The organism is Streptomyces sp. NPDC000594, from assembly GCF_040299965.1.
Lineage (GTDB): Bacteria > Actinomycetota > Actinomycetes > Streptomycetales > Streptomycetaceae > Streptomyces.
The window spans coordinates 90,542-109,269 of sequence record NZ_JBEPCY010000018.1; the positions used below are offsets into that span (position 1 = coordinate 90,542).

Sequence of the window (18,728 nt, forward strand, 5' to 3'; positions counted from 1 at the left end):
TAATTCCGTGACGTCCCCTGATCATGCAGAATTCCCGGATGTAATCGGGCCGGTGAACAGCGGAGGGCGAATTGGCTGACCTTTCGGCGGGCCGTGGGGCGGACACCGGTGAATTCCGCCGGGCCCGGAGCGGGGACCGGTGAGCGGAACAGAGACTTCCGCACCGGGCGACGCCCCAGGCGGCGGGGACGGGGACCGGGAGCGGGTCCATGAGCTGCGGGGCAGCCGGGTCCTGGTGGAGTGGCTGACCACCACCGATCACAAGCGGATCGGGCATCTCTATCTGATCACCTCGTTCGGCTTCTTCCTCTTCGCCGGGGTGCTGGCGCTGGTGATGCGCGCCGAGCTGGCCCGCCCCGGGCTCCAGCTGATCGACAACGAACGGTTCAACCAGGCGTTCACCCTGCACGGCACGATCATGCTGCTGCTCTTCGCCACCCCCGCGTTCGCCGGATTCGCGAACGAGATCATGCCGCTCCAGATCGGCGCCCCCGATGTCGCCTTCCCCCGGCTGAACGCCCTCGCGTACTGGCTCTATCTGTTCGGCGGGCTGATCGTGGTCGGCTCGCTGCTGACCCCGTCCGGCGCCGCCTCGTTCGGCTGGTTCGCCTATGCGCCGCTCAACGCCCGTGAGCACTCCCCCGGCGTCGGCGCCGACATATGGATCATGGGTCTCGCCCTCTCCGGCTTCGGGACGATCCTGGGCGCGGTCAACTTCCTGACCACCATCGTGGGGATGCGCGCGCCGGGGATGACGATGTTCCGGCTGCCGGTCTTCACCTGGAACGTGCTCTTCACCTCGGTGCTGGTGATCTTCGCCTTCCCGGTGCTGGCCGCCGCGCTGCTGGTGCTGGAGGCGGACCGCCGGCTGGGCGCCCAGGTCTTCGACCCCGCGAACGGCGGGGCGCTGCTCTGGCAGCATCTGTTCTGGTTCTTCGGCCATCCCGAGGTCTACATCATCGCGCTGCCGTTCTTCGGGATCGTCACCGAGATCCTGCCGGTCTTCTCCCGGAAACCCGTCTTCGGCTATCTGACCCTCGTCGGGGCGACCATGGCCATCACCGGGCTCTCCGTGGTGGTGTGGGCCCACCACATGTTCGCCACCGGCGCGGTACTGCTGCCGTTCTTCTCGTTCCTCTCCTTCCTCATCGCCGTCCCCACCGGGGTGAAGTTCTTCAACTGGACGGGGACGATGCTGCGCGGCTCGCTCTCGTTCGAGACCCCGATGCTCTGGTCCGTCGGCTTTCTGGTCTCCTTTCTCTTCGGCGGGCTGACCGGCGTGATCCTGGCGTCACCCCCGCTGGACTTCGCGGTGACGGACTCCTACTTCGTGGTGGGCCACTTCCACTACGTCGTCTTCGGCACCGTGGTCTTCGCGACCTTCGCGGGCTTCCACTTCTGGTGGCCGAAGTTCACCGGCAGAATGCTGGACGAGCGGCTCGGGCGGATCCACTTCTGGACCCTCTTCACCGGATTCCACACCACGTTCCTGGTCCAGCACTGGCTGGGCGCGGAGGGAATGCCCCGGCGCTACGCCGACTATCTGGCGGCCGACGGCTTCACCGCGCTCAACACCGTCTCCACCATCGGCTCGTTCCTGCTGGGGATCTCCACCCTGCCCTTCCTGTACAACGTCTGGCGGACCGCCAAGTACGGCAGGAAGGTGGAGGTGGACGATCCCTGGGGGTACGGGCGGTCCCTGGAGTGGGCCACCTCGTGTCCACCGCCCCGGCACAACTTCCGTACCCTGCCGAGGATCCGCTCGGAGTCCCCCGCCTTCGACCTCCACCACCCGGAGTACGCCCCGCTGCGGCCGCCGCCGCCCGTCAGCGAAGAGCCCGCGAGAAGCGGTCCCGGGCTTCCCTGAACCGCTCCTTCAGCTCCGGCGGCTCGATCACCTCGAAGTCCACCCCCAGCAGCATCACATGGATCACCATCACCTCCAGGCTGGTGGCGCCGGTCCGCAGCAGACAGGAGCCGTCGTCGATCGGCTCCAGCGTCCCGTCGGACGGGCCCACCATCCGGGCGGCCTCCTCGGCGCCCACCTTGAGCCGCAGCACCGCGCGGGTCGCGTAGACCGTCGTCGACACCCCCGTGGAGACATAGGCCGCGAGATCGTCGGCGGGCGGGGTACGGGGGGCGAAGCGGGGGCCGTGCGGCGGGGTGGGGGTGATCCGGTCCACCCGGAAGGTGCGCCAGTCGTCGCGGTCCGTGTCCCAGGCGACCAGATACCAGCGGCGCTCGGTGCAGACCAGCCGGTGCGGCTCCACGGTACGGCGGCTCTCGGTGCCGCCGTGGTCGCGGTAGCGGAAACGCAGCAGCTCCGCGTCCCGGCAGGCGTTGGCCAGCTCGGTCAGGACGGAGGGGTCCACCCGGTCCGCCGGGGAGCGCAGCATGGGCACGGTGTACGAGGTCAGCGCGCCCACCCGGCGCCGCAGCCGGTCCGGCAGCACCTGCTCCAGCTTGGCGAGGGCGCGTACGGAGGTCTCGCCGATGCCCTCGATCCCCTGGCCGGCGGCGGTGCGCAGCCCCACGGCGACGGCGACGGCCTCCTCGTCGTCCAGGAGCAGCGGGGGCAGCTGGGCACCCGCGCCCAGCTGGTAGCCGCCGCCGGTGCCGGGGGTGGCGTTGACCGGGTAGCCCAGCTCCCGCAGCCGGTCGACATCCCGGCGCACGGTCCGCGGGGTCACCCCGAGCCGGTGGGCGAGATCGGCGCCGGACCAGTCGCGGTGGGCCTGGAGCAGCGAGAGCAGGCGCAGCAGTCGTGCGGAGGTTTCCAGCATGGCGCCAGTCTGACAGTCCTTGCGGACACCCTTGGTCCGCGATGACCCGGGGCTGCGGGCCCGGCCTCCGGGGGTACGGGGGTACGGGGGTCAGCCCCGGCGGACCAGGACGGCGGCGCGGTAGCGCAGGGCGCAGAGCCCGTCCCGTACCGCGCCCGAGGCCCGGAATCGGGTGTCGCGGAGCGCGCTCCGGGCGGCCCCGGACCCCGCGCGGGCGCGCAGCTCGGTGAAGACGGCCTCATGGCGGTGGGCGATCCGCCCGGGGTCGAAGCGCTCGGCGGCGGCACGGGCGGCCCGCCCGGCCCGGCGGCGGGCCCCGTCGTCGCCGATCAGCCCGAGCAGTGCGGAGGCGACCGCGGCCACGTCCCCGACCGGTACCAGCCGGCCGTCGACACCGTCCTCGATGATCTCGCGGGGGCCGTGCGGGCAGTCGGTGGCGACCACGGGCAGTCCGCACCGCATCGCCTCCACGATCGTCATGCCGAAGGCCTCCCGGGCGGAGGTGACCGCCGCGATCGAGCCCTTGACCCACTCGTTCTCCAGCGGCGCGGCGTTGCCCATCAGCGCGACCGATTCGGTCAGCCGGAGCCGGGCGATCAGCTCGGTCAGCGCGCCGCGCTCGTTGCCCGTCCGGTCGCCGCTGCCGTAGATGCGCAGCCGCCAGTCGGGGTGTTCGGCCACCACCGCGGCGAAGGCCTCGATCAGGACGTCGTACCGCTTCACCCGGGTGAGACGGCCCGCCGCGACGACACAGCGGGCGTTCCCGTCGGCGGGGGCGACGGCGGGCGCGGGCACGCTGTTGGGCACCGCGTCGATCCGCACTCCGGGCAGGCCCAGCTCCCGGTAGGCGCGGGCGTCGGCCTCGGTGACCGTGGTGAGCGCGTCGAGCAGGGGGTAGCGGTAGCCGATCTCCCGGCGGAGCCGGTGGCCATGGCTGTCCAGGGTCAGATGCTCCTGGCCGATCCGCAGCGGTCCGGGGCGGGTCTGGAGGGCGACATGGACATTGAGCCCGTGCCGGGTGCCGATGACCACATCGGCCCGGACCCCGGCCAGATGGGCCGCGATCCGGCGGTCGGTGAGCCTGCTGTACTGCCCGTGGCGTCCGTCGCCCTTCGGGAAGACCTTCGCGGGGCGCAGCTGGTCGGGGTGGTCCCCCTCGTATCCCGGGGTGTTTCTTCGCAGATCGACGAGGTGCCGCAGGGTGACCCCCGCCGGTTCCCCCATGAGCGGGTCGTCCCGGTGCCGGAAGACGGAGACGATCTCGACCTCGTGCCGTTCCGCGAGGGCGTGCGCGAGATTGAAGGTCGTACGGATCGTGCCGCCGATCCCGTACGCGTTGTGGAGCAGAAAGGAGATGCGCATGCGGGTGGGTTCCGTTCCCCCGGAGGTGCAATGCGGTCCACATCGGACCTTACTGCCCAAGTGGACGCGGTCCCCGGGAGCGCCGGTTCGATTCCGTTCCCTTCCATGCGTGACTCAGGCCACCAAGACCCGTTGAACCGTGGAGGAGCCGGGGGCCACCCGGCGCACGAGAACGATTCCGAGGAGCCACCCGTGCCGCGCATGCTCGACGTCAGCGAGGACGTACGCGCCGAGATCGGTGATCAGGAAGCCGACCGGCTGCTCGCCGGCGAGTCCGCACCGAGCAGCTATGACTGCACCTCCTGCCGCACCCCGGGCGACACCGAGCAGGAGCGCACCAGCACGGTGCTGTTCGTCGGTGAGGAGACCGCCGTTCTCGCCTTCGCCCATGCCAGCTGTATCCCCTCGCAGGTGGTACGGGTCGCCGAGGCCCAGTTGCAGGGGGCGGTCCGGTCCATCACCGGGGAGCGGCCCGCCGCCCCGCCACCGGCACCCGCCGGGCCGCCCGCCCGGACGCCGGAGCCCGCGCCGGGCCAGGCGGTGCTGGGCATCACCAGCGGGCTGATCCTGGTCCAGGGCGAGCTGCACCCCGCCCTCGTGGTCGAGCCGACAGGGCCCATCGCCCGTCCCGGTACCGATGGATCGGGCGGGGATGTCTTCCTTCCGCTCCTGATCGAGCAGGGCTTCGCCCCGGTCCACGAGGTGAACAGGGCGCCGGTGCCGCTCTCCGGCTGGTCGGTGCTGCTGGCCATGGGCCAGCTGCACGCCGTGCTCGCCCCGGGGGCCGCCGGGGGCAGTCCGGTCGCCTGGTGGCAGGCGCACCAGCCGCTCCAGGTCACCGACGACTGGCGGACCACCGCCAACAAGACCCATACGGTGCTGGTGTACGCGGCTCCGGCGGGCTCGATCGGTCAGCAGCCCCGGGAGGATCTGATGCGGGACGCGCTGGAGAAGGCGGCGGCGGGCGGGCGGCTGGTGGCGGCGGCGATGCCGCTGGCGGGCACCGGCGCCTCCTGAGCCCGGCGGCACCCGGGGCGGCGGGCGCCCGGTGGTGTCCCCGGAACGCCAGGGCACCGTATCGCCGTAGCGCTGGAGCGCTGTACCGCCGAGTCGCTGTGTGTCTGTGTCCCTGTACCGCTGTGTCCGTTTGCCGCCGTGTCCGTTGACCGCTGTGTCCCTGTACGGGTGTGTCGGTGTGTCCGTGTGTCGACACATCGCCGAAGCCCTGAAGCGCCGTATCCCCGGAACCGCGCGGCCCCCTCCCCCGTACATCCGATCGCATGACGGCGGGCCCCGGGAACATCCGCTCCCGGGGCCCGTTTCCGAAGCGCGCCGGGCAGTGACGGGCCGGGGGCGTGCGTCGTTTCAGGTACGTGCACTCATACGACCCCAGCCGTTATCCGTACGGTCAGATCCCCGCGATGCGACCCGCGCGGGAGAACCCGTACGACCACGGGCCCACGGCGTCCCCCCTGCCGCCGGTGTCCCCGACACCGCTCTACGACGCGCTGTGCGCCGAGTACCGCAGGGCCTTCAGGACCCTGCCCGGGGACCGCAGCGGGGAGGAGGATCTGGCCTTCCGGCCGTTTGGCAGCGGGCCGCTCCTCGGCCGGGGCTTCGGCACCGGCCTCCATACGCCCTACCCGGGGTCGGGCTGGGAGCCCCATCCCGGCTACCGGATGCCCGCGCACCACCCGGCCGCGCTGCCGCCGGGCCCCCGCCGGGGTCTGTGAGCGGCTCGGGGCGGACATGGCGCCGCCCCGGACCGGGACCGGCCGGGGCGGCGACGCGCACGGGTGCGCGGTCCTACTTCTTGCGTCCGCGCTTCTCCCGCACCCGCACCGAGATGTGGATCGGGGTGCCGGCGAAGCCGAACTCCTCGCGCAGCCTGCGCTCCACGAAGCGGCGGTAGCCGTGCTCCAGGAAGCCGGAGGCGAAGAGGACGAACCGGGGCGGCTTGGTGCCCGCCTGGGTGCCGAAGAGGATCCTCGGCTGCTTGCCGCCCCGGATCGGGTGCGGATGGGCGGCGACCAGCTCGCCCAGGAAGGCGTTGAGACGGCCGGTGGGGACCCGGGTCTCCCAGCCCGCGAGGGCGGTCTCGATCGCCGGGACCAGCTTCTCCATATGGCGGCCGGTGAGCGCCGAGACATTGACCCGCGGAGCCCAGGCGATCTGGCCCAGCTCGGTCTCGATCTCCCGCTCCAGGTAGTAGCGGCGCTCCTCGTCCAGGGTGTCCCACTTGTTGAAGGCCACCACCATCGCCCGGCCCGCCTCGACGGCCATGGTGATGATCCGCTGGTCCTGGACGCTGATGGACTCACTGGCGTCGATCAGGACGACCGCGACCTCCGCCTTCTCGACGGCGGCTGCGGTCCGCAGGGAGGCGTAGTAGTCGGCACCTTCCTGGAGGTGGACCCGGCGGCGGATACCGGCGGTGTCGACGAACTTCCAGGTGACGCCGCCCAGCTCGATCAGCTCGTCCACCGGGTCACGGGTGGTGCCGGCGAGTTCGTTGACGACGACCCGCTCCTCCCGCGCCACCTTGTTCAGCAGCGACGACTTGCCGACATTGGGGCGGCCGATGAGGGCGATCCGGCGGGGGCCGCCGACGGCGGTGCCGAAGGACTGCTCGGGGGCCTCGGGGAGCGCGTCCAGGACGGCGTCCAGCATGTCGCCGGTGCCCCGGCCGTGCAGCGCGGAGACCGGGTGGGGCTCGCCGAGCCCCAGCGACCACAGCGCGGCGGCGTCCGCCTCGCCGCTGGGGCCGTCGACCTTGTTGGCGCAGAGCACCACGGGCTTGCCGGCCCGACGCAGCAGCTTGACGACGGCCTCGTCGGTGTCGGTGGCGCCCACGGTGGCGTCCACGACGAAGACGACCCCGTCGGAGGCCTCGATGGCGTACTCGGCCTGGGCGGCGACGGAGGCGTCGAGCCCGAGGACGTCCTGCTCCCAGCCGCCGGTGTCGACGACCTTGAAGCGGCGGCCCGCCCACTCGGCCTCGTAGGTCACCCGGTCGCGGGTGACGCCGGGACGGTCCTCCACCACGGCCTCACGGCGGCCGATGATGCGGTTCACCAGGGTCGACTTACCGACGTTGGGACGGCCGACGATGGCGAGAACGGGCAGCGGGCCATGGCCCGCCGCGTCGATCGCGTTCTCGACATCCTCCGGGTCGAACCCCTCTTCCGCGGCAAGCTCCATGAACTCCGCGTACTCGGCGTCGCCGAGTGCTCCGTGGTCGTGCTGGTCGTTCATGAAGTCCGTTCCTCGTTCGTCGACAGGACCGCCGGGGGCGGTCCACTCTTCAAGTCTTACCCGGCGCGGCCGGTCAGGCGCCTGGCGTTGCCCAGATGGGCGCGCAGCCGCTCCTGGATCCGGGTGGTGGCCTCGTCCAGGGCCGTGCGGGTGCGGCGGCCACTGCCGTCCCCGGCGGTGAAGGCGGGTCCGAAGACCACATCCACCCGGCCGCGGAGGGCGGGCAGCCTCGGGATCAGCCGTCCGGGCCGCTCGTCGCCGCCCAGCACGGCCACCGGGACGACCGGCGCCCCGGAGCGCACCGCGAAGTAGGCGAGGCCCGCCCGCAGCGAGGCGAAGTCGCCCTCGCCCCGGCTGCCCTCCGGGAAGATCCCGAGGACCCCGTCGTTGGCCAGGACGCCCAGCGCCCCGGTGACCGCGGCGCGGTCGGTGCCGGAGCGGTCCACCTTCAGCTGCCCGATGGACCGCAGAAACGGGTCGAGCGGGCCGATGAAGGCTTCCTTCTTGATCAGGAAGTGGACCGGCCGGGGCGCGGTGCCCATCAGCATCGGGCCGTCCACGATATGCGTGTGGTTGACGGCGAGGATCACCGGCCCCGCCGACGGGACCCGCCAGGCGCCGAGCACCCGGGGCCGCCACAGGCCGTACATCAGGCCGATACCGATGCCCCGGCCCACGCCCGCGCCCCGGGCGGAGGGTGCCTCCGCCGGCGGGGCGGCGGTGGTCACTTCCCGGCCTTCCGGTCCCGGGCCTCGCGCACCAGGGTGACGACACACTCGATGACCTGCTGAAGGGTGAGGTCGGTGGTGTCCACCTCGACCGCGTCGCCGGCCTTGGCCAGCGGGGACGCCTTCCGGCTGGAGTCGGCCGCGTCCCGCTTGATCAGGGCTTCCTTGGTGGCGGCCAGATCGGCGCCCTTCAGCTCACCGCTGCGGCGGGCGGCCCGCGCCTCGGCGGAGGCGGTCAGGAAGATCTTGAGGTCGGCGTCCGGGAGGACGGTGGTGCCGATGTCCCGGCCCTCGACCACGATGCCCTCGGGGGCGGCGGCGGCGATGGCGCGCTGGAGGTCGGTGATCAGGGTCCGCACCTCGGGGACCGCGCTGACCGCGCTGACCTTGGAGCTGACCTCCTGGGTCCGGATGGGGCCGGAGGCGTCCGCGCCGTCGACGGTGATCGTCGGACCGGCCGGGTCGGTACCGGAGACGATCGAGGGCTTCTCGGCGGCGGAGGCCACGGCGTCGGCGTCGGCGGTGTCGACCCCGTTGCTGATCATCCACCAGGTGATCGCCCGGTACTGCGCACCCGTGTCCAGGTAGCTGAGCCCGAGTTCGGCGGCGACCGCCCTGGACGTGCTCGACTTGCCGGTGCCGGCGGGGCCGTCGATGGCGACGATCACGGATTCCACGGTGTCGGACACCTTTCCTGGAGTGGGGAGCGGGGCCGGGCGAAAGTGCGGTGGGCCCCGGACAAGGTTACCGAGTGCGCGGGCCCGTCATGGACACACGTACGGCCGCACCGGCGGACGAGCGCCCCGGCGGCATCCCCGTACCGCCGGGGGAAGGGCCGCACGGCACCCCCGTACCACCGGTCGGGGGCCCCGCGACGGCCGCCGGGCCCCCGGTCACCGACCCGTACCGGTGACCACCGATCCGTACCGGTGGCTACTGGCGGATGGACCAGCCGCGCTCCCGCAGCGCCGCCGACAGCACGGGCGCCGCCGAGGGCTCCACCATCAGCTGCACCAGACCCGCCTGCTGCCCGGTGGCGTGCTCGATCCGTACATCCTCCACATTGACGGCGGCACGGCCCGCGTCGGCGAAGATCCGCGCCAGCTCGCCCGGCTGGTCGCTGATGAGGACGGCGACGATCTCATAGGCCGCGGGGGCGGCCCCGTGCTTGCCCGGCACCCGGGCGCGGCCCGCGTTCCCCCGCCGCAGCACATCCTCGATCGCCAGGACCCCGTCCTCCCGCTTGTCGTCGTCGGGGGACTCCAGCGAGCGCAGCGCCCGTACCGTCTCGTCCAGGTCGGTGGCGATCCCGGCGAGGGTGTCGGCCACCGGCCCGGGGTTGGCGGCGAGGATCTCCAGCCACATCCGGGGGTCGGAGGCGGCGATCCGGGTCACATCGCGGATGCCCTGCCCGCAGAGGCGCACCGCGGTCTCGTCCGCCTCCCGCAGCCGGGCGGCGACCATCGAGGAGACCAGCTGGGGGGTGTGCGAGACCAGGGCCACGGCCCGGTCGTGGGCGTCGGCGTCCATCACCACGGGCACCGCCCGGCAGAGCGCCACCAGCTCCAGGGCGAGATTGAGGACCTCGGTGTCGGTCTCCGGGGTGGGGGTGAGCACCCAGGGCCGCCCCTCGAAGAGATCGGCGGAGGCGGCCAGCGGGCCCGAGCGCTCCTTGCCCGACATGGGGTGGGTGCCGATGTACCCGGAGAGGTCCAGACCCAGCGCCTCCAGCTCCCGCCGGGGCCCGCCCTTGACGCTGGCGACATCGAGACAGCCGCGGGCGATCCCGGCCCGCAGGGCGTCGGCGAGCGCGGTGGCGGTGTGCGCCGGGGGCACCGCGATGATCGCGAGGTCGACCGGGCCCTCCAGCGGGTCGTCGGTGCCCGCGCCGAGGGCGGCGGCGGTCCGGGCCCGCTCGGGGTCGTGGTCGATGAGATGGACGGTGACGCCCCGCGCCACCAGGGCGAGGGCTGCGGACGTACCGATCAGGCCGGTTCCGATGACGACGGCGGTTCTCACTGGGCGATGTCCTTGCGCAGGGCGGCGGCGGCACCGAGGTACACAGGTCTGCGGATGCTCCGTTCAGCGTAGTCAGCGGAGGGCCGTCCCGCTGGCCCACCCGCCCGCCGCACACCCGGGAAAACCGGCTTTCGGGCCCGCCGGGCACCGTTCTAACCTGGGCGGATGACCCCGTATGAGCTGGTGCGCGACCACACGATCTATTCCTGCGTCATGGGGTCACGGGCGTTCGGTCTGGCCACCGGGCGCAGCGACACCGACCGGCGGGGGGTCTTCGTCGCGCCGACCCCGCTGTACTGGCGGTTCGAGAAGCCGCCGACCCATGTGGAGGGGCCGGCCGAGGAGCAGTTCTCCTGGGAGCTGGAGCGCTTCTGCGAGCTGGCGCTGCGGGCCAACCCGAACATCCTGGAGTGTCTGTACTCCCCGCTGGTGGAGCGGGCCGACGCCACCGGGCGGGAGCTGCTGGAGCTGCGCGGGGCCTTTCTCTCCCGGCAGGTGCACACCACCTTCGTCCGCTACGCCCTGAGCCAGCGCCGGCGCCTCGACACCCGGCTGCGGGAGCGGGGCGAGCCGAACTGGAAGCACGCCGTGCACATGCTGCGGCTGCTGATCTCCTGCCGGGACCTGCTGCGCACCGGGGAGCTGACGCTGGACCGGAGCGCGGAGCGGGAGCGGCTGCTCGCGGTCAGGCGGGGCGAGCTGCCCTGGCCCCGGGTGGCCGCCTGGATGGAGCGGGCGGCCGAGGAGGCCGAGCGGGCGGTCCCCGGCTCCCCGCTGCCCGAGGAGCCGGACCGGGCCCGGGTGGAGGACTTCCTGGTACGGGTGCGCCGGGCGTCAGCGCTGGGGAGGCTCCAGCCGGGTCCGGACGACGAAGTCGGCGAGGTCGGCACGGACGGTGGCCGCGTCGGGCAGCGCTGACGCGAGCCGGGCGGCCTCCAGGACGGTGTGCAGCTCCTCGATGTCCCGCTCCACGGTGCCGGGGTCGATCCCGGCGGCCGGTCCGTGTTCGGCCTCCGCCTTCGCGGCGATCAGCTCGGGCAGATAGCCGGGGGCGGCGTCGATCTCGCCGGCCAGCCGGGTCAGATCGGCCTCGATCCGTCCGCTGCGCATCAGATGGACGCCGGTGAGCAGGGCGCGGAAGGTGTAGAGCAGCGGCTTGAGTTCACCGGTGCGCTCGAAGAGCCGCTCCTGGGTGCGGGCGAAGCCGTGGTAGTGGTGGGCGTGGTGGACGGTGAGCACCCCGGGGGCGAGGGCGACCAGTTCGGCGTGGGCGTCGGTGGTGTGCACGACGAGCGGCGAGAGCAGCTGCTCCAGGACATAGCCGTTGCGGCGGAGCATCAGCCGGACGAACTTGCGCAGATCGTGGGTGACGAGGTCGAGTTCGGCCCCGTCGTGGTCGGCCATGACGGTCCGGGTCTCCTCCGGCTCGTCGAGCCCGATCAGCTCCGCCACCGGGAGCAGATGCGCTCCGCGCAGGTCCACATCGGAGTCCCGGGAGGGGAAGCCGTAGAGATGGGCGCCGGAGACGGTGGCGAAGAGCAGCGGGTCGGGACAGGTCGCGACGAAAGCGCGCAGGTCCAGGGCCTGAAGGTCGGTCATGGGCACAACATTCTCAGGTGGCGGGGGCGGGCGGGGCACGGGGGCGGGATTCCGGGCCGCCCGGTCCCGGGGCGCGGGCCGGTGGGCCCGGGAGCCCGAGGGCCCGGGGTCCCGGGGTCCCGGCGCCCCCGGGGCTTACCGGCGTCCCGGGGTGCACCGGAGCCCCGGGGTGCACCGGAGCCCCGGGGTGCACCGGAGCCCCGGGGTGTTCCGAGCCCCGGGGTCAGGAGTCCCAGAGCGCCCCCAGGGAGATCAGATCGCTGCGGTACTCGACCCGCTCGGCCCACTCCCCGGGCCAGGCGTCCGCGCCGAGATGGGCCCCGGCGAGGGCGCCCGTGATGGCGGCGATGGAGTCGGAGTCGCCCCGGGTGCAGGCCGCCCGGCGGATCGCGGTGACCGGCTCCTCGGGGAAGAGCAGAAAGCAGTGGAGGGCGGTGGCCAGGGCCTCCTCGGCGATCCAGCCGTCCCCGGTGGCCTCGCAGGGGTCCGCCTCCGGGTCCGGCGCGGCCAGCGCGGCGGCCAGCCGGTCCAGGACGGCCAGGCACTCGTCCCAGCCCCGGGCCATGAAGGACCCCGGCCCCGCGTCGGCGGGGGCGAGGGTCCACAGCGGCCCCAGCCAGCGCTCGTGGTAGTGGCCGCGGTGCTCCAGCGCGTAGGCCCGCAACCGCTCCACCAGCCGCTCGGTACCGGTCCCCCGGGCCAGCAGATGGACGGCGCGGGCGGTCAGATCGGCGGCGGCCAGCGCGGTGGGATGGCCATGGGTGAGGGCGGCCTGGAGCTGGGCGGCCCCGGCGCGCTGCTCGTCGGAGAGTCCGGGGACCAGCCCGAGCGGCGCCACCCGCATATTGGCCCCGCACCCCTTGGAGCCGAGACGGCTGGCGCGGACCCAGGGCAGGGTGGGATCGGCGAGCAGCTCACAGGCGACCAGACAGGTGTGGCCGGGGGCCCGGTTGTTCTCCGGGGAGCGGGACCAGGCGACGAACTCCTCGCGCAGCGGCCCGGTGAGCCGGGTGGCGGTGAGCGGCCCGCTGCCCATGGCGTCGCGGACGGCACGGCCCACGGCGAGGGTCATCTGGGTGTCGTCGGTGACGAAGGCGGGCGTGGGCAGGGCCATCTCCCGCCAGGGGCCGCACGTGGCGAGGATCCGGGGGACGTCGTCGAACTCGGTGGGGAAACCCAGGGCGTCACCGAGGGCGAGCCCGGTGAGCGCGCCGGTGGCGGCGTGCCGGGGGCCGCTCCCGGGGAGCCGCTGGAGTCGGTACGGGGTCGTCATGGCTGGGGACGTCCTTCCGGTCGCAGAAGCGGCGGGTGCAGCACGGAGGCGGGGCCCGCACGGTGGAGCGCGGCCGGTTTCCCCCGGCCGCCGGTGGGACGCGGCGGGCCCTGGACCGGCTCCACGAAGCCGGGTGTCGCGAGGACCTTCCGCCGGAAGTTGGGCCGGTCGAGCGGGACGCCCCAGACCGTCTCGTAGACCTGTTGCAGCTCCCCGAGGGTGAACTCGGGCGGGCAGAAGGCGGTGGCCAGACAGGTGTATTCGAGCTTGGCGCGGATCCGGTCGTGGGCGTCGGCGAGGATCAGCCCGTGGTCGAAGGCGAGCGGCCCGGCACCGTCCCGGGGGACCCACTGGGCGTGGGCCGCGTCACCGCCGCCCCTCGGTTCGGGCAGATCGGGCAGGAGGGCGGTGTGGGCGACGGAGACCACCCGCATCCGGGGGTCCCGGCGGGGGTCGCTGTAGGTGCGCAGCTGCTCCAGATGGAGGCCGCGGACGGTCTCCCGGGAGAGCCCGGTCTCCTCGGCCAGCTCCCGGCGGGCGGCCTCGCCGGCGGACTCCTCGGGGCGGACGAAGCCGCCGGGGAGCGCCCAGGCGCCGCGGTGGGGGTGCTCGCCCCGGCGGACCAGCAGGACCTGGAGGCGGGCGTCGCGGACGGTGAAGACGGCGAGGTCGACGGCGACGGCGAAGGGCGGGAAGGCACGGGGGTCGTAGTCGCCGTCCGGCACGGCGACGTGGTCCGGCACGGCGGCGGGCCACCGGGCCAGGTGTCCTGCGGCGGGCCCGGCCGGATCTCCCCCGGTACGCCCCCCGGTATGTCCCGCGGCAGGTTCTGCGGCGTGCTCGGCCATACGGCGGCCCCCGTGCATGGTCACTCCGACACTTTTAAGTGGTCACTTTGACCATAAAGCGGGGGCGGGACCCGGCGCAAGAGCCGAAGAAGCCCGCGACCGGGCGGATCGCGGGCTTCTTCAGGGCGTCGGGCGGTCGCCCGCCGGAGCCGGGGGACGGTCTAGAGACCGACCTCCTTCATCAGCATGCCGACCTCGGTGTTGGTGAGGCGGCGCAGCCACCCCGACTTCTGGTCGCCGAGGCCGATCGGCCCGAAGGCCGTCCGCACCAGCCGGTCGACGGGGAAGCCCGCCTCGGACAGCATCCGGCGCACGATGTGCTTGCGGCCCTCGTGGAGGACCACCTCGACCAGGTAGTTCTTGCCGGTGTTCTCGACCACGCGGAAGTGGTCGGCACGGGCGTAGCCGTCCTCCAGCGGGACACCGTCCTTGAGCCGCTTGCCGAGATCGCGCGGCAGCGGGCCCTGGATGGCGGCGAGATAGGTCTTCTTCACCCCGTAGCGCGGGTGCGTCAGCCGGTGGGCCAGCTCACCGTGGTTGGTGAGGAGGATGATGCCCTCGGTCTCGGTGTCGAGACGGCCGACGTGGAAGAGCCGGGTCTCGCGGTTGGTGACGTAGTCGCCCAGGCACTGGCGCCCGTCGGGGTCCTCCATGGTGGAGACGACACCCGCCGGCTTGTTCAGCGCGAAGAAGATGTGCGACTGGGTCGCCACGGTCAGCCCGTCGACCTTGATCTCGTCCTTCTCCGGGTCGACCCGGAGGCCCTGCTCGACCACGATCTCGCCGTTGACCTCGACCCGGCTGGCCTCGATCAGCTCCTCGCACGCCCGGCGGGACCCCATACCGGCCCGCGCCAGCACCTTCTGGAGCCGCTCGCCCTCCTGCTCCCCGAAGGTCTTGGGGGTCTTGATCTCGGGGCGGTTCGCATAGCGCTCGCGGTTCCGCTCCTCGGTACGGGCGTCGTACTCACGTGAGCGGGCCGGGGTGGAACGCCCGCCCGCGGCGCGCTGGGGGGACTGCTTGGGGCCGCCCTTGGCCCCTCCCCGCGCCGCCGTGCCGCGCCCCTTCTTCGGGCCGCCACCGGGGCCGCCGGAGCCACCGGGACCGCCGGAGAAACCGCCTACGTCGTAACGGCGCTCCTCGGGACGGGGCCGGTCGGAGCGCTTCTGCTGGTCGTCCCGGCCCTTCCCGGCACCCCGGGTGGGGGTGCCCCGGCCGTCGCCGCTGCCGCCCCGGAAGCCACCCCGGCTGTCGCCGCCACCCCGGGAGCCACCGCGAGCGTCGCCGCCCCGGGGGCCACCCCGGGAACCGCCCCGGCTGTCGCCACTACCGCCCCGGGAGCCGCCCCGGCTGTCGCCGCCGCCACCCCGGGAAGTGCCCCGACCGTCGCCGCTACCGCCCCGGGAGTTGCCCCGACCGCCGCTGTTCCCGCTGTTCCTGCCGCTGCTTCGCATCAAAGTTCCGTCGTTGGATGGTCTGGGTCACTGTCCGGAGCGTCCGGATCGAACGACGGTACGCCTTCCTCCGTCTCGGCCTCGACCGCGTCGGCCTCGGGGAGGAAGGGCGCCAGCTCCGGCAGCTCGTCCAGGCCGCGCAGGCCCATCCGCTCCAGGAAATGGTTCGTCGTCCTATACAGGATCGCACCTGTTTCGGGTTCCGTGCCCGCCTCCTCGACCAGACCGCGCTGGAGCAGGGTGCGCAGCACCCCGTCGCAGTTCACTCCGCGCACGGCGGAGACCCGGGATCGGCCGACCGGCTGACGGTAGGCGACGACCGCCAGGGTCTCCAGGGCGGCCTGGGTGAGCCGGGCCTGCTGGCCGTCGAGGACGAAGCGCTCCACGGCGGCGGAGTGCTCGGGGCGGGCGTAGAACCGCCAGCCGCCCGCGACCAGCCGCAGCTCAAAGCCCCGGCGCTGGACGGTGTACTCGTCGGCCAGCTCGCACAGCGCGTCGGTGACGGCCCGGCGCGGCTGCTCCAGGATCCTGGCCAGGTGCTCCTCGGTGGCGGGCTCGTCCACCACCATGAGGACGGCCTCCAGGGCGGGCTTGAGATCGCTCACGCCGGGTCCTTCTCCCTCTCGCTGCTGCCGCTCTTCTCCCCCGCCGGGTCCGGGAGGTCCGGAGCCCGGTCGAACTCGTCCGTGACGGTGGCCACCGCGTCCCCGCCGGTCCAGCTGACCAGCAGCTCCCCCAGGGCCTCGGGCTGGTCCAGGGCGACCGCCCGGTCCCGGTACAGCTCCAGCAGGGCGAGGAAGCGGGCGACGACGGTCAGGGTGTCCGCCGCCCCCTCGGCCAGCTCCCGGAAGCTGGCCCGGCCGCGCTCCCGCAGCAGGGCGACGACCAGCTCGCCCTGCTCGCGCACGCTGACGAGGGGGGCGTGGATGTGGTCGACATAGACCTCGGGCCGGGGCCGGGGCCTGGACGCCTTGGCCGCGAGCCGGGCGAACCCCTCCGGGCCGATGCTGATGACGACCTCGGGCAGCAGCTCGGCATGGTGCGGTTCCAGCCCGACGGTCCGGGGGAAGCGGCGTCCCTCGGCCTCCAGCCGGTCGGCGAGGATCTGGGCGATCTGTTTGTACGCGCGGTACTGGAGCAGCCGGGCGAAGAGCAGGTCGCGCGCCTCCAGCAGGGCGAGGTCGGCCTCGTCCTCGACCTCGGCGGCGGGCAGCAGCCGGGCCGCCTTGAGCTCGAGCAGGGTGGCGGCGACGACCAGGAACTCGGTGGTCTGGTCGAGGTCCCAGTCGTCGCCCAGGGCGTGGAGGTGCGCCATGAACTCATCGGTGACCTTGGAGAGGGCGACCTCGGTGACATCCAGCTTGTGTTTGGAGATGAGCTGGAGCAGCAGATCGAAGGGGCCCTCGAAGTTGGCGAGCCGGACGGTGAACCGGCGGTCGTCCCCGGCCTCGGGCTCCGCCTCAGGCCCTGATTCCGGCTCTGCCTCCGCTTCCGGTACGGGGGTGTCCGCCGGTACGGGGGTGTCTTCCGGTACGGGGGTGTCCTCCGGCGCCGCGTCCACCACCGGCTCCCCGGCCTCTTCCGGTGCCGGTGCGGGGACGGCCTCCGGCGCGGGTTCCGGCGCGGCCTCCGGAGCCGGTGCGGGTACGCGGATCCCCGGCGCGCTCCCCCGTACCGCCCCGGGTCCCCCGCCCAGGACACGGCGCGGGGGACGGGGCTGGTCGGTCGGGGGCATCGGGGGTCCAAACAGGGGGAGCGGAAGGCGGCCGGCCCACGCCCACGGGGAGGGGCCAGCGCGAGGCTACCCTCAGCGGCCCCGCAGCCGTCGTACGAGAATGCTCGCGTCGCCGCGCTGTTCCAGATCGGCCAGGACGACCGCGACCGCCTCGCGCACGATCCGCCCCCGGTCCACCGCGAGCCCGTGCTCGCCCCGGAGCACCAGCCGGGCGTGTTCGAGGTCCATCAGCTCCTCGGCGGAGACATAGACCGTGATCTTCTCGTCATGGCGCTCCCGCCCGCTGGGGCGGCGGTTCGACCGGCCCCGGGGGGCACGCCGTGCCGGGGCCCCGGCGCCCTCCTGGGCCGTCTGGGCGGCCTGGGAGCGGCGGCTGCGGGGGATCGGCGGCACGGAGCCCGCCGTGGGCTCCTCGGCCCGGCCACGCCCCTCCCCGCCGGTGCCCTGGGCGGAGCCGGGGTGCTCGCCGCCGGGGGCCGTCCCGCTCGCCGGCGGATCGCTCTCCGCCGGGGGCGGGGGCACCCGGGCCCCCTCCGCCGCCCTGCCGCGCGGCGACGACGACTGGAGGGCGCTCCCGCCGGTGGTACGGAACAGCTCGTCGGCGCCGGGCAGACTCACTCGGCGTGACACCGGGCGAGCACCTCCCTGGCGAGCTGGCGGTACGCGGCGGCGCCGACCGAATTCGACGCGTAGGTGGTGATCGGCTCACCGGCGACCGTGGTCTCCGGGAAGCGGACCGTACGCCCGATGACGGTGTGGTAGACGTGGTCGTCGAACGCCTCGACCACCCGGGCCAGCACCTCACGGCTGTGCACCGTGCGGGAGTCGTACATCGTGGCGAGGATGCCGTCCAGCTCCAGCTCGGGGTTGAGCCGCTCCTGGACCTTCTCGATGGTCTCGGTGAGCAGCGCGACGCCGCGCAGGGCGAAGAACTCGCACTCCAGCGGCACGATCACCTTGTGAGCCGCCGTCAGCGCGTTGACCGTGAGCAGACCGAGGGAGGGCTGACAGTCGATCACGATGTAGTCGTAGTCGGACAGCAGCGGCTTCAGCGCCCGCTGGAGCGTGGACTCGCGCGCGACCTCGCTCACCAGCTGCACCTCGGCGGCCGAGAGGTCGATATTGCTCGGCAGCAGGTCCATATTGGGGACCGCGGTCTTCAGCAGCACCTCGTCCGCCGACATGCCCCGCTCCATGAGCAGGTTGTAGACGGTCAGGTCGAGTTCCATCGGGTTGACCCCGAGGCCGACGGAGAGGGCGCCCTGGGGGTCGAAGTCGACCAGCAGGACCCGGCGTCCGTACTCCGCGAGCGCGGCGCCCAGATTGATGGTCGACGTGGTCTTGCCCACGCCGCCCTTCTGGTTGCACATCGCGATGATCTTCGCGGGGCCGTGGTCGGTCAGCGGGCCCGGGATGGGGAAGTACGGCAGGGGCCGCCCGGTGGGACCGATCCGCTCGCGGCGCTGCCGCGCGGCGTCGGGCGCGAGGGTGGCCGCGTACTCCGGGTCGGGCTCGTATTCGGCGTCGGGGTCGTAGAAGTGCCCCTCGGGGAGTTCCTCGTAAGCGGCGAAGTGGGTGGACTCTCGGCCACTCTCGTTGCCGGCCGTGGCGTTCACGTGTAGGCCGTCCATCATCGTCATCGTGTGGGCTGTCGTCATGTGCGGGGTGTCCT

19 protein-coding genes are annotated in these 18,728 nt (G+C 73.2%); 5 read left to right on the plus strand and 14 right to left on the minus strand.

Features of this window, described 5'->3' with window-relative positions; genetic code table 11:
• Positions 1-139 precede the first annotated feature (139 nt).
• A complete protein-coding gene (gene ctaD / locus ABT354_RS23795) occupies positions 140-1,867 on the plus strand; it encodes an aa3-type cytochrome oxidase subunit I (RefSeq protein WP_502983485.1) in 1,728 nt (575 codons plus the stop codon).
• Here the strand turns inward: ctaD and ABT354_RS23800 are convergent.
• Together ABT354_RS23800 and ABT354_RS23805 are read right to left on the minus strand one after the other, a co-directional pair.
• Positions 1,827-2,783: a helix-turn-helix transcriptional regulator gene (locus tag ABT354_RS23800; RefSeq protein ID WP_351497063.1), complete on the minus strand. Its 957-nt coding sequence runs from the start codon at positions 2,781-2,783 to the stop codon at positions 1,827-1,829. The two genes, ctaD and ABT354_RS23800, sit on opposite strands and share 41 nt — an antisense overlap.
• A gap of 90 nt (positions 2,784-2,873) precedes the next feature.
• A complete protein-coding gene (locus tag ABT354_RS23805; RefSeq protein ID WP_351497065.1) occupies positions 2,874-4,145 on the minus strand; it encodes a glycosyltransferase family 4 protein in 1,272 nt (423 codons plus the stop codon).
• 192 nt (positions 4,146-4,337) lie between these two features.
• On the opposite strand from ABT354_RS23805, the gene ABT354_RS23810 reads away from it, so the two are divergent.
• On the plus strand, positions 4,338-5,162 hold the full coding sequence (locus ABT354_RS23810) for a DUF8842 C-terminal domain-containing protein (RefSeq protein ID WP_351497067.1): 825 nt from the start codon (positions 4,338-4,340) through the stop codon (positions 5,160-5,162).
• Positions 5,163-5,566: 404 nt separating this feature from the next.
• On the plus strand, positions 5,567-5,878 hold the full coding sequence (locus tag ABT354_RS23815) for a hypothetical protein (protein WP_502983486.1): 312 nt from the start codon (positions 5,567-5,569) through the stop codon (positions 5,876-5,878).
• A 73-nt stretch (positions 5,879-5,951) separates the two neighbouring features.
• Here the strand turns inward: ABT354_RS23815 and der are convergent, their stop codons facing one another.
• From der to cmk, 3 genes are all read right to left on the minus strand, one after another.
• Positions 5,952-7,400 carry a ribosome biogenesis GTPase Der gene (der, locus tag ABT354_RS23820; protein WP_351497071.1) on the minus strand — a complete coding sequence of 483 codons (1,449 nt, stop codon included), beginning with the start codon at positions 7,398-7,400 and terminating at the stop codon, positions 5,952-5,954.
• 56 nt (positions 7,401-7,456) lie between these two features.
• Entirely contained in the window at positions 7,457-8,050 is a 594-nt protein-coding gene (locus ABT354_RS23825; RefSeq protein ID WP_351497138.1) for a lysophospholipid acyltransferase family protein, read from the minus strand.
• 74 nt (positions 8,051-8,124) lie between these two features.
• Positions 8,125-8,817, minus strand: a complete 693-nt coding sequence (gene cmk / locus ABT354_RS23830) for a (d)CMP kinase (RefSeq protein WP_351497073.1) — start codon at positions 8,815-8,817, stop codon at positions 8,125-8,127.
• A gap of 77 nt (positions 8,818-8,894) precedes the next feature.
• On the opposite strand from cmk, the gene ABT354_RS23835 reads away from it, so the two are divergent.
• Positions 8,895-9,041 carry a hypothetical protein gene (locus ABT354_RS23835; protein ID WP_351497075.1) on the plus strand — a complete coding sequence of 49 codons (147 nt, stop codon included), beginning with the start codon at positions 8,895-8,897 and terminating at the stop codon, positions 9,039-9,041.
• A gap of 20 nt (positions 9,042-9,061) precedes the next feature.
• Here ABT354_RS23835 and ABT354_RS23840 read toward each other — a convergent pair whose 3' ends face one another.
• Positions 9,062-10,147, minus strand: a complete 1,086-nt coding sequence (locus tag ABT354_RS23840; protein ID WP_351497077.1) for a prephenate dehydrogenase — start codon at positions 10,145-10,147, stop codon at positions 9,062-9,064.
• 165 nt (positions 10,148-10,312) lie between these two features.
• Here ABT354_RS23840 and ABT354_RS23845 point away from each other — a divergent pair, with 165 nt between their 5' ends.
• Complete coding sequence (locus tag ABT354_RS23845) at positions 10,313-11,065, plus strand: nucleotidyltransferase domain-containing protein (protein WP_351497079.1); 753 nt, start codon at positions 10,313-10,315, stop codon at positions 11,063-11,065.
• Here ABT354_RS23845 and ABT354_RS23850 read toward each other — a convergent pair.
• From ABT354_RS23850 to ABT354_RS23885, 8 genes are all read right to left on the minus strand, one after another.
• On the minus strand, positions 10,982-11,746 hold the full coding sequence (locus ABT354_RS23850; protein ID WP_351497081.1) for a nucleotidyltransferase domain-containing protein: 765 nt from the start codon (positions 11,744-11,746) through the stop codon (positions 10,982-10,984). The two genes, ABT354_RS23845 and ABT354_RS23850, sit on opposite strands and share 84 nt — an antisense overlap.
• Positions 11,747-11,969: 223 nt before the next feature.
• Positions 11,970-13,019 (minus strand): ADP-ribosylglycohydrolase family protein, encoded by a 1,050-nt coding sequence (locus tag ABT354_RS23855; protein ID WP_351497083.1) that lies wholly within the window; start codon positions 13,017-13,019, stop codon positions 11,970-11,972.
• A complete protein-coding gene (locus ABT354_RS23860) occupies positions 13,016-13,762 on the minus strand; it encodes an NUDIX hydrolase (protein ID WP_351497085.1) in 747 nt (248 codons plus the stop codon). Before ABT354_RS23860 ends, ABT354_RS23855 begins: the two co-directional genes overlap by 4 nt.
• A 266-nt stretch (positions 13,763-14,028) precedes the next feature.
• Entirely contained in the window at positions 14,029-15,321 is a 1,293-nt protein-coding gene (locus ABT354_RS23865; protein WP_351497087.1) for a pseudouridine synthase, read from the minus strand.
• On the minus strand, positions 15,321-15,926 hold the full coding sequence (scpB, locus tag ABT354_RS23870; RefSeq protein ID WP_351497088.1) for an SMC-Scp complex subunit ScpB: 606 nt from the start codon (positions 15,924-15,926) through the stop codon (positions 15,321-15,323). The genes ABT354_RS23865 and scpB overlap by 1 nt, the downstream gene beginning before the upstream one ends.
• Positions 15,923-17,056, minus strand: coding sequence for a segregation/condensation protein A (locus ABT354_RS23875; protein WP_351497090.1), 1,134 nt, complete (start codon positions 17,054-17,056; stop codon positions 15,923-15,925). The genes scpB and ABT354_RS23875 overlap by 4 nt, the downstream gene beginning before the upstream one ends.
• A gap of 72 nt (positions 17,057-17,128) precedes the next feature.
• Positions 17,129-17,686, minus strand: a complete 558-nt coding sequence (locus ABT354_RS23880; RefSeq protein WP_351497092.1) for a hypothetical protein — start codon at positions 17,684-17,686, stop codon at positions 17,129-17,131.
• The gene (locus ABT354_RS23885) at positions 17,671-18,696 is read right to left on the minus strand and encodes a ParA family protein (protein ID WP_351497140.1); all 1,026 of its coding nucleotides are present in this window, start codon (positions 18,694-18,696) and stop codon (positions 17,671-17,673) included. The genes ABT354_RS23880 and ABT354_RS23885 overlap by 16 nt, the downstream gene beginning before the upstream one ends.
• Positions 18,697-18,728 lie beyond the last annotated feature (32 nt).

Bases quoted from the DNA above. Each gene is read 5' to 3' on its own strand.
- ABT354_RS23815 (WP_502983486.1), top strand. From the start codon at position 5,567: ATGCGACCCGCGCGGGAGAACCCGTACGACCACGGGCCCACGGCGTCC.
- ABT354_RS23850 (WP_351497081.1), bottom strand. From the start codon at position 11,746: ATGACCGACCTTCAGGCCCTGGACCTGCGCGCTTTCGTCGCGACCTGT.
- ABT354_RS23885 (WP_351497140.1), bottom strand. From the start codon at position 18,696: ATGACGATGATGGACGGCCTACACGTGAACGCCACGGCCGGCAACGAG.
- ABT354_RS23800 (WP_351497063.1), bottom strand. From the start codon at position 2,783: ATGCTGGAAACCTCCGCACGACTGCTGCGCCTGCTCTCGCTGCTCCAG.
- ABT354_RS23855 (WP_351497083.1), bottom strand. From the start codon at position 13,019: ATGACGACCCCGTACCGACTCCAGCGGCTCCCCGGGAGCGGCCCCCGG.
- ABT354_RS23875 (WP_351497090.1), bottom strand. From the start codon at position 17,056: ATGCCCCCGACCGACCAGCCCCGTCCCCCGCGCCGTGTCCTGGGCGGG.
- ABT354_RS23865 (WP_351497087.1), bottom strand. From the start codon at position 15,321: ATGCGAAGCAGCGGCAGGAACAGCGGGAACAGCGGCGGTCGGGGCAAC.
- ABT354_RS23825 (WP_351497138.1), bottom strand. From the start codon at position 8,050: ATGTACGGCCTGTGGCGGCCCCGGGTGCTCGGCGCCTGGCGGGTCCCG.
- ABT354_RS23845 (WP_351497079.1), top strand. From the start codon at position 10,313: ATGACCCCGTATGAGCTGGTGCGCGACCACACGATCTATTCCTGCGTC.
- ABT354_RS23805 (WP_351497065.1), bottom strand. From the start codon at position 4,145: ATGCGCATCTCCTTTCTGCTCCACAACGCGTACGGGATCGGCGGCACG.
- ABT354_RS23835 (WP_351497075.1), top strand. From the start codon at position 8,895: ATGGACACACGTACGGCCGCACCGGCGGACGAGCGCCCCGGCGGCATC.
- der (WP_351497071.1), bottom strand. From the start codon at position 7,400: ATGAACGACCAGCACGACCACGGAGCACTCGGCGACGCCGAGTACGCG.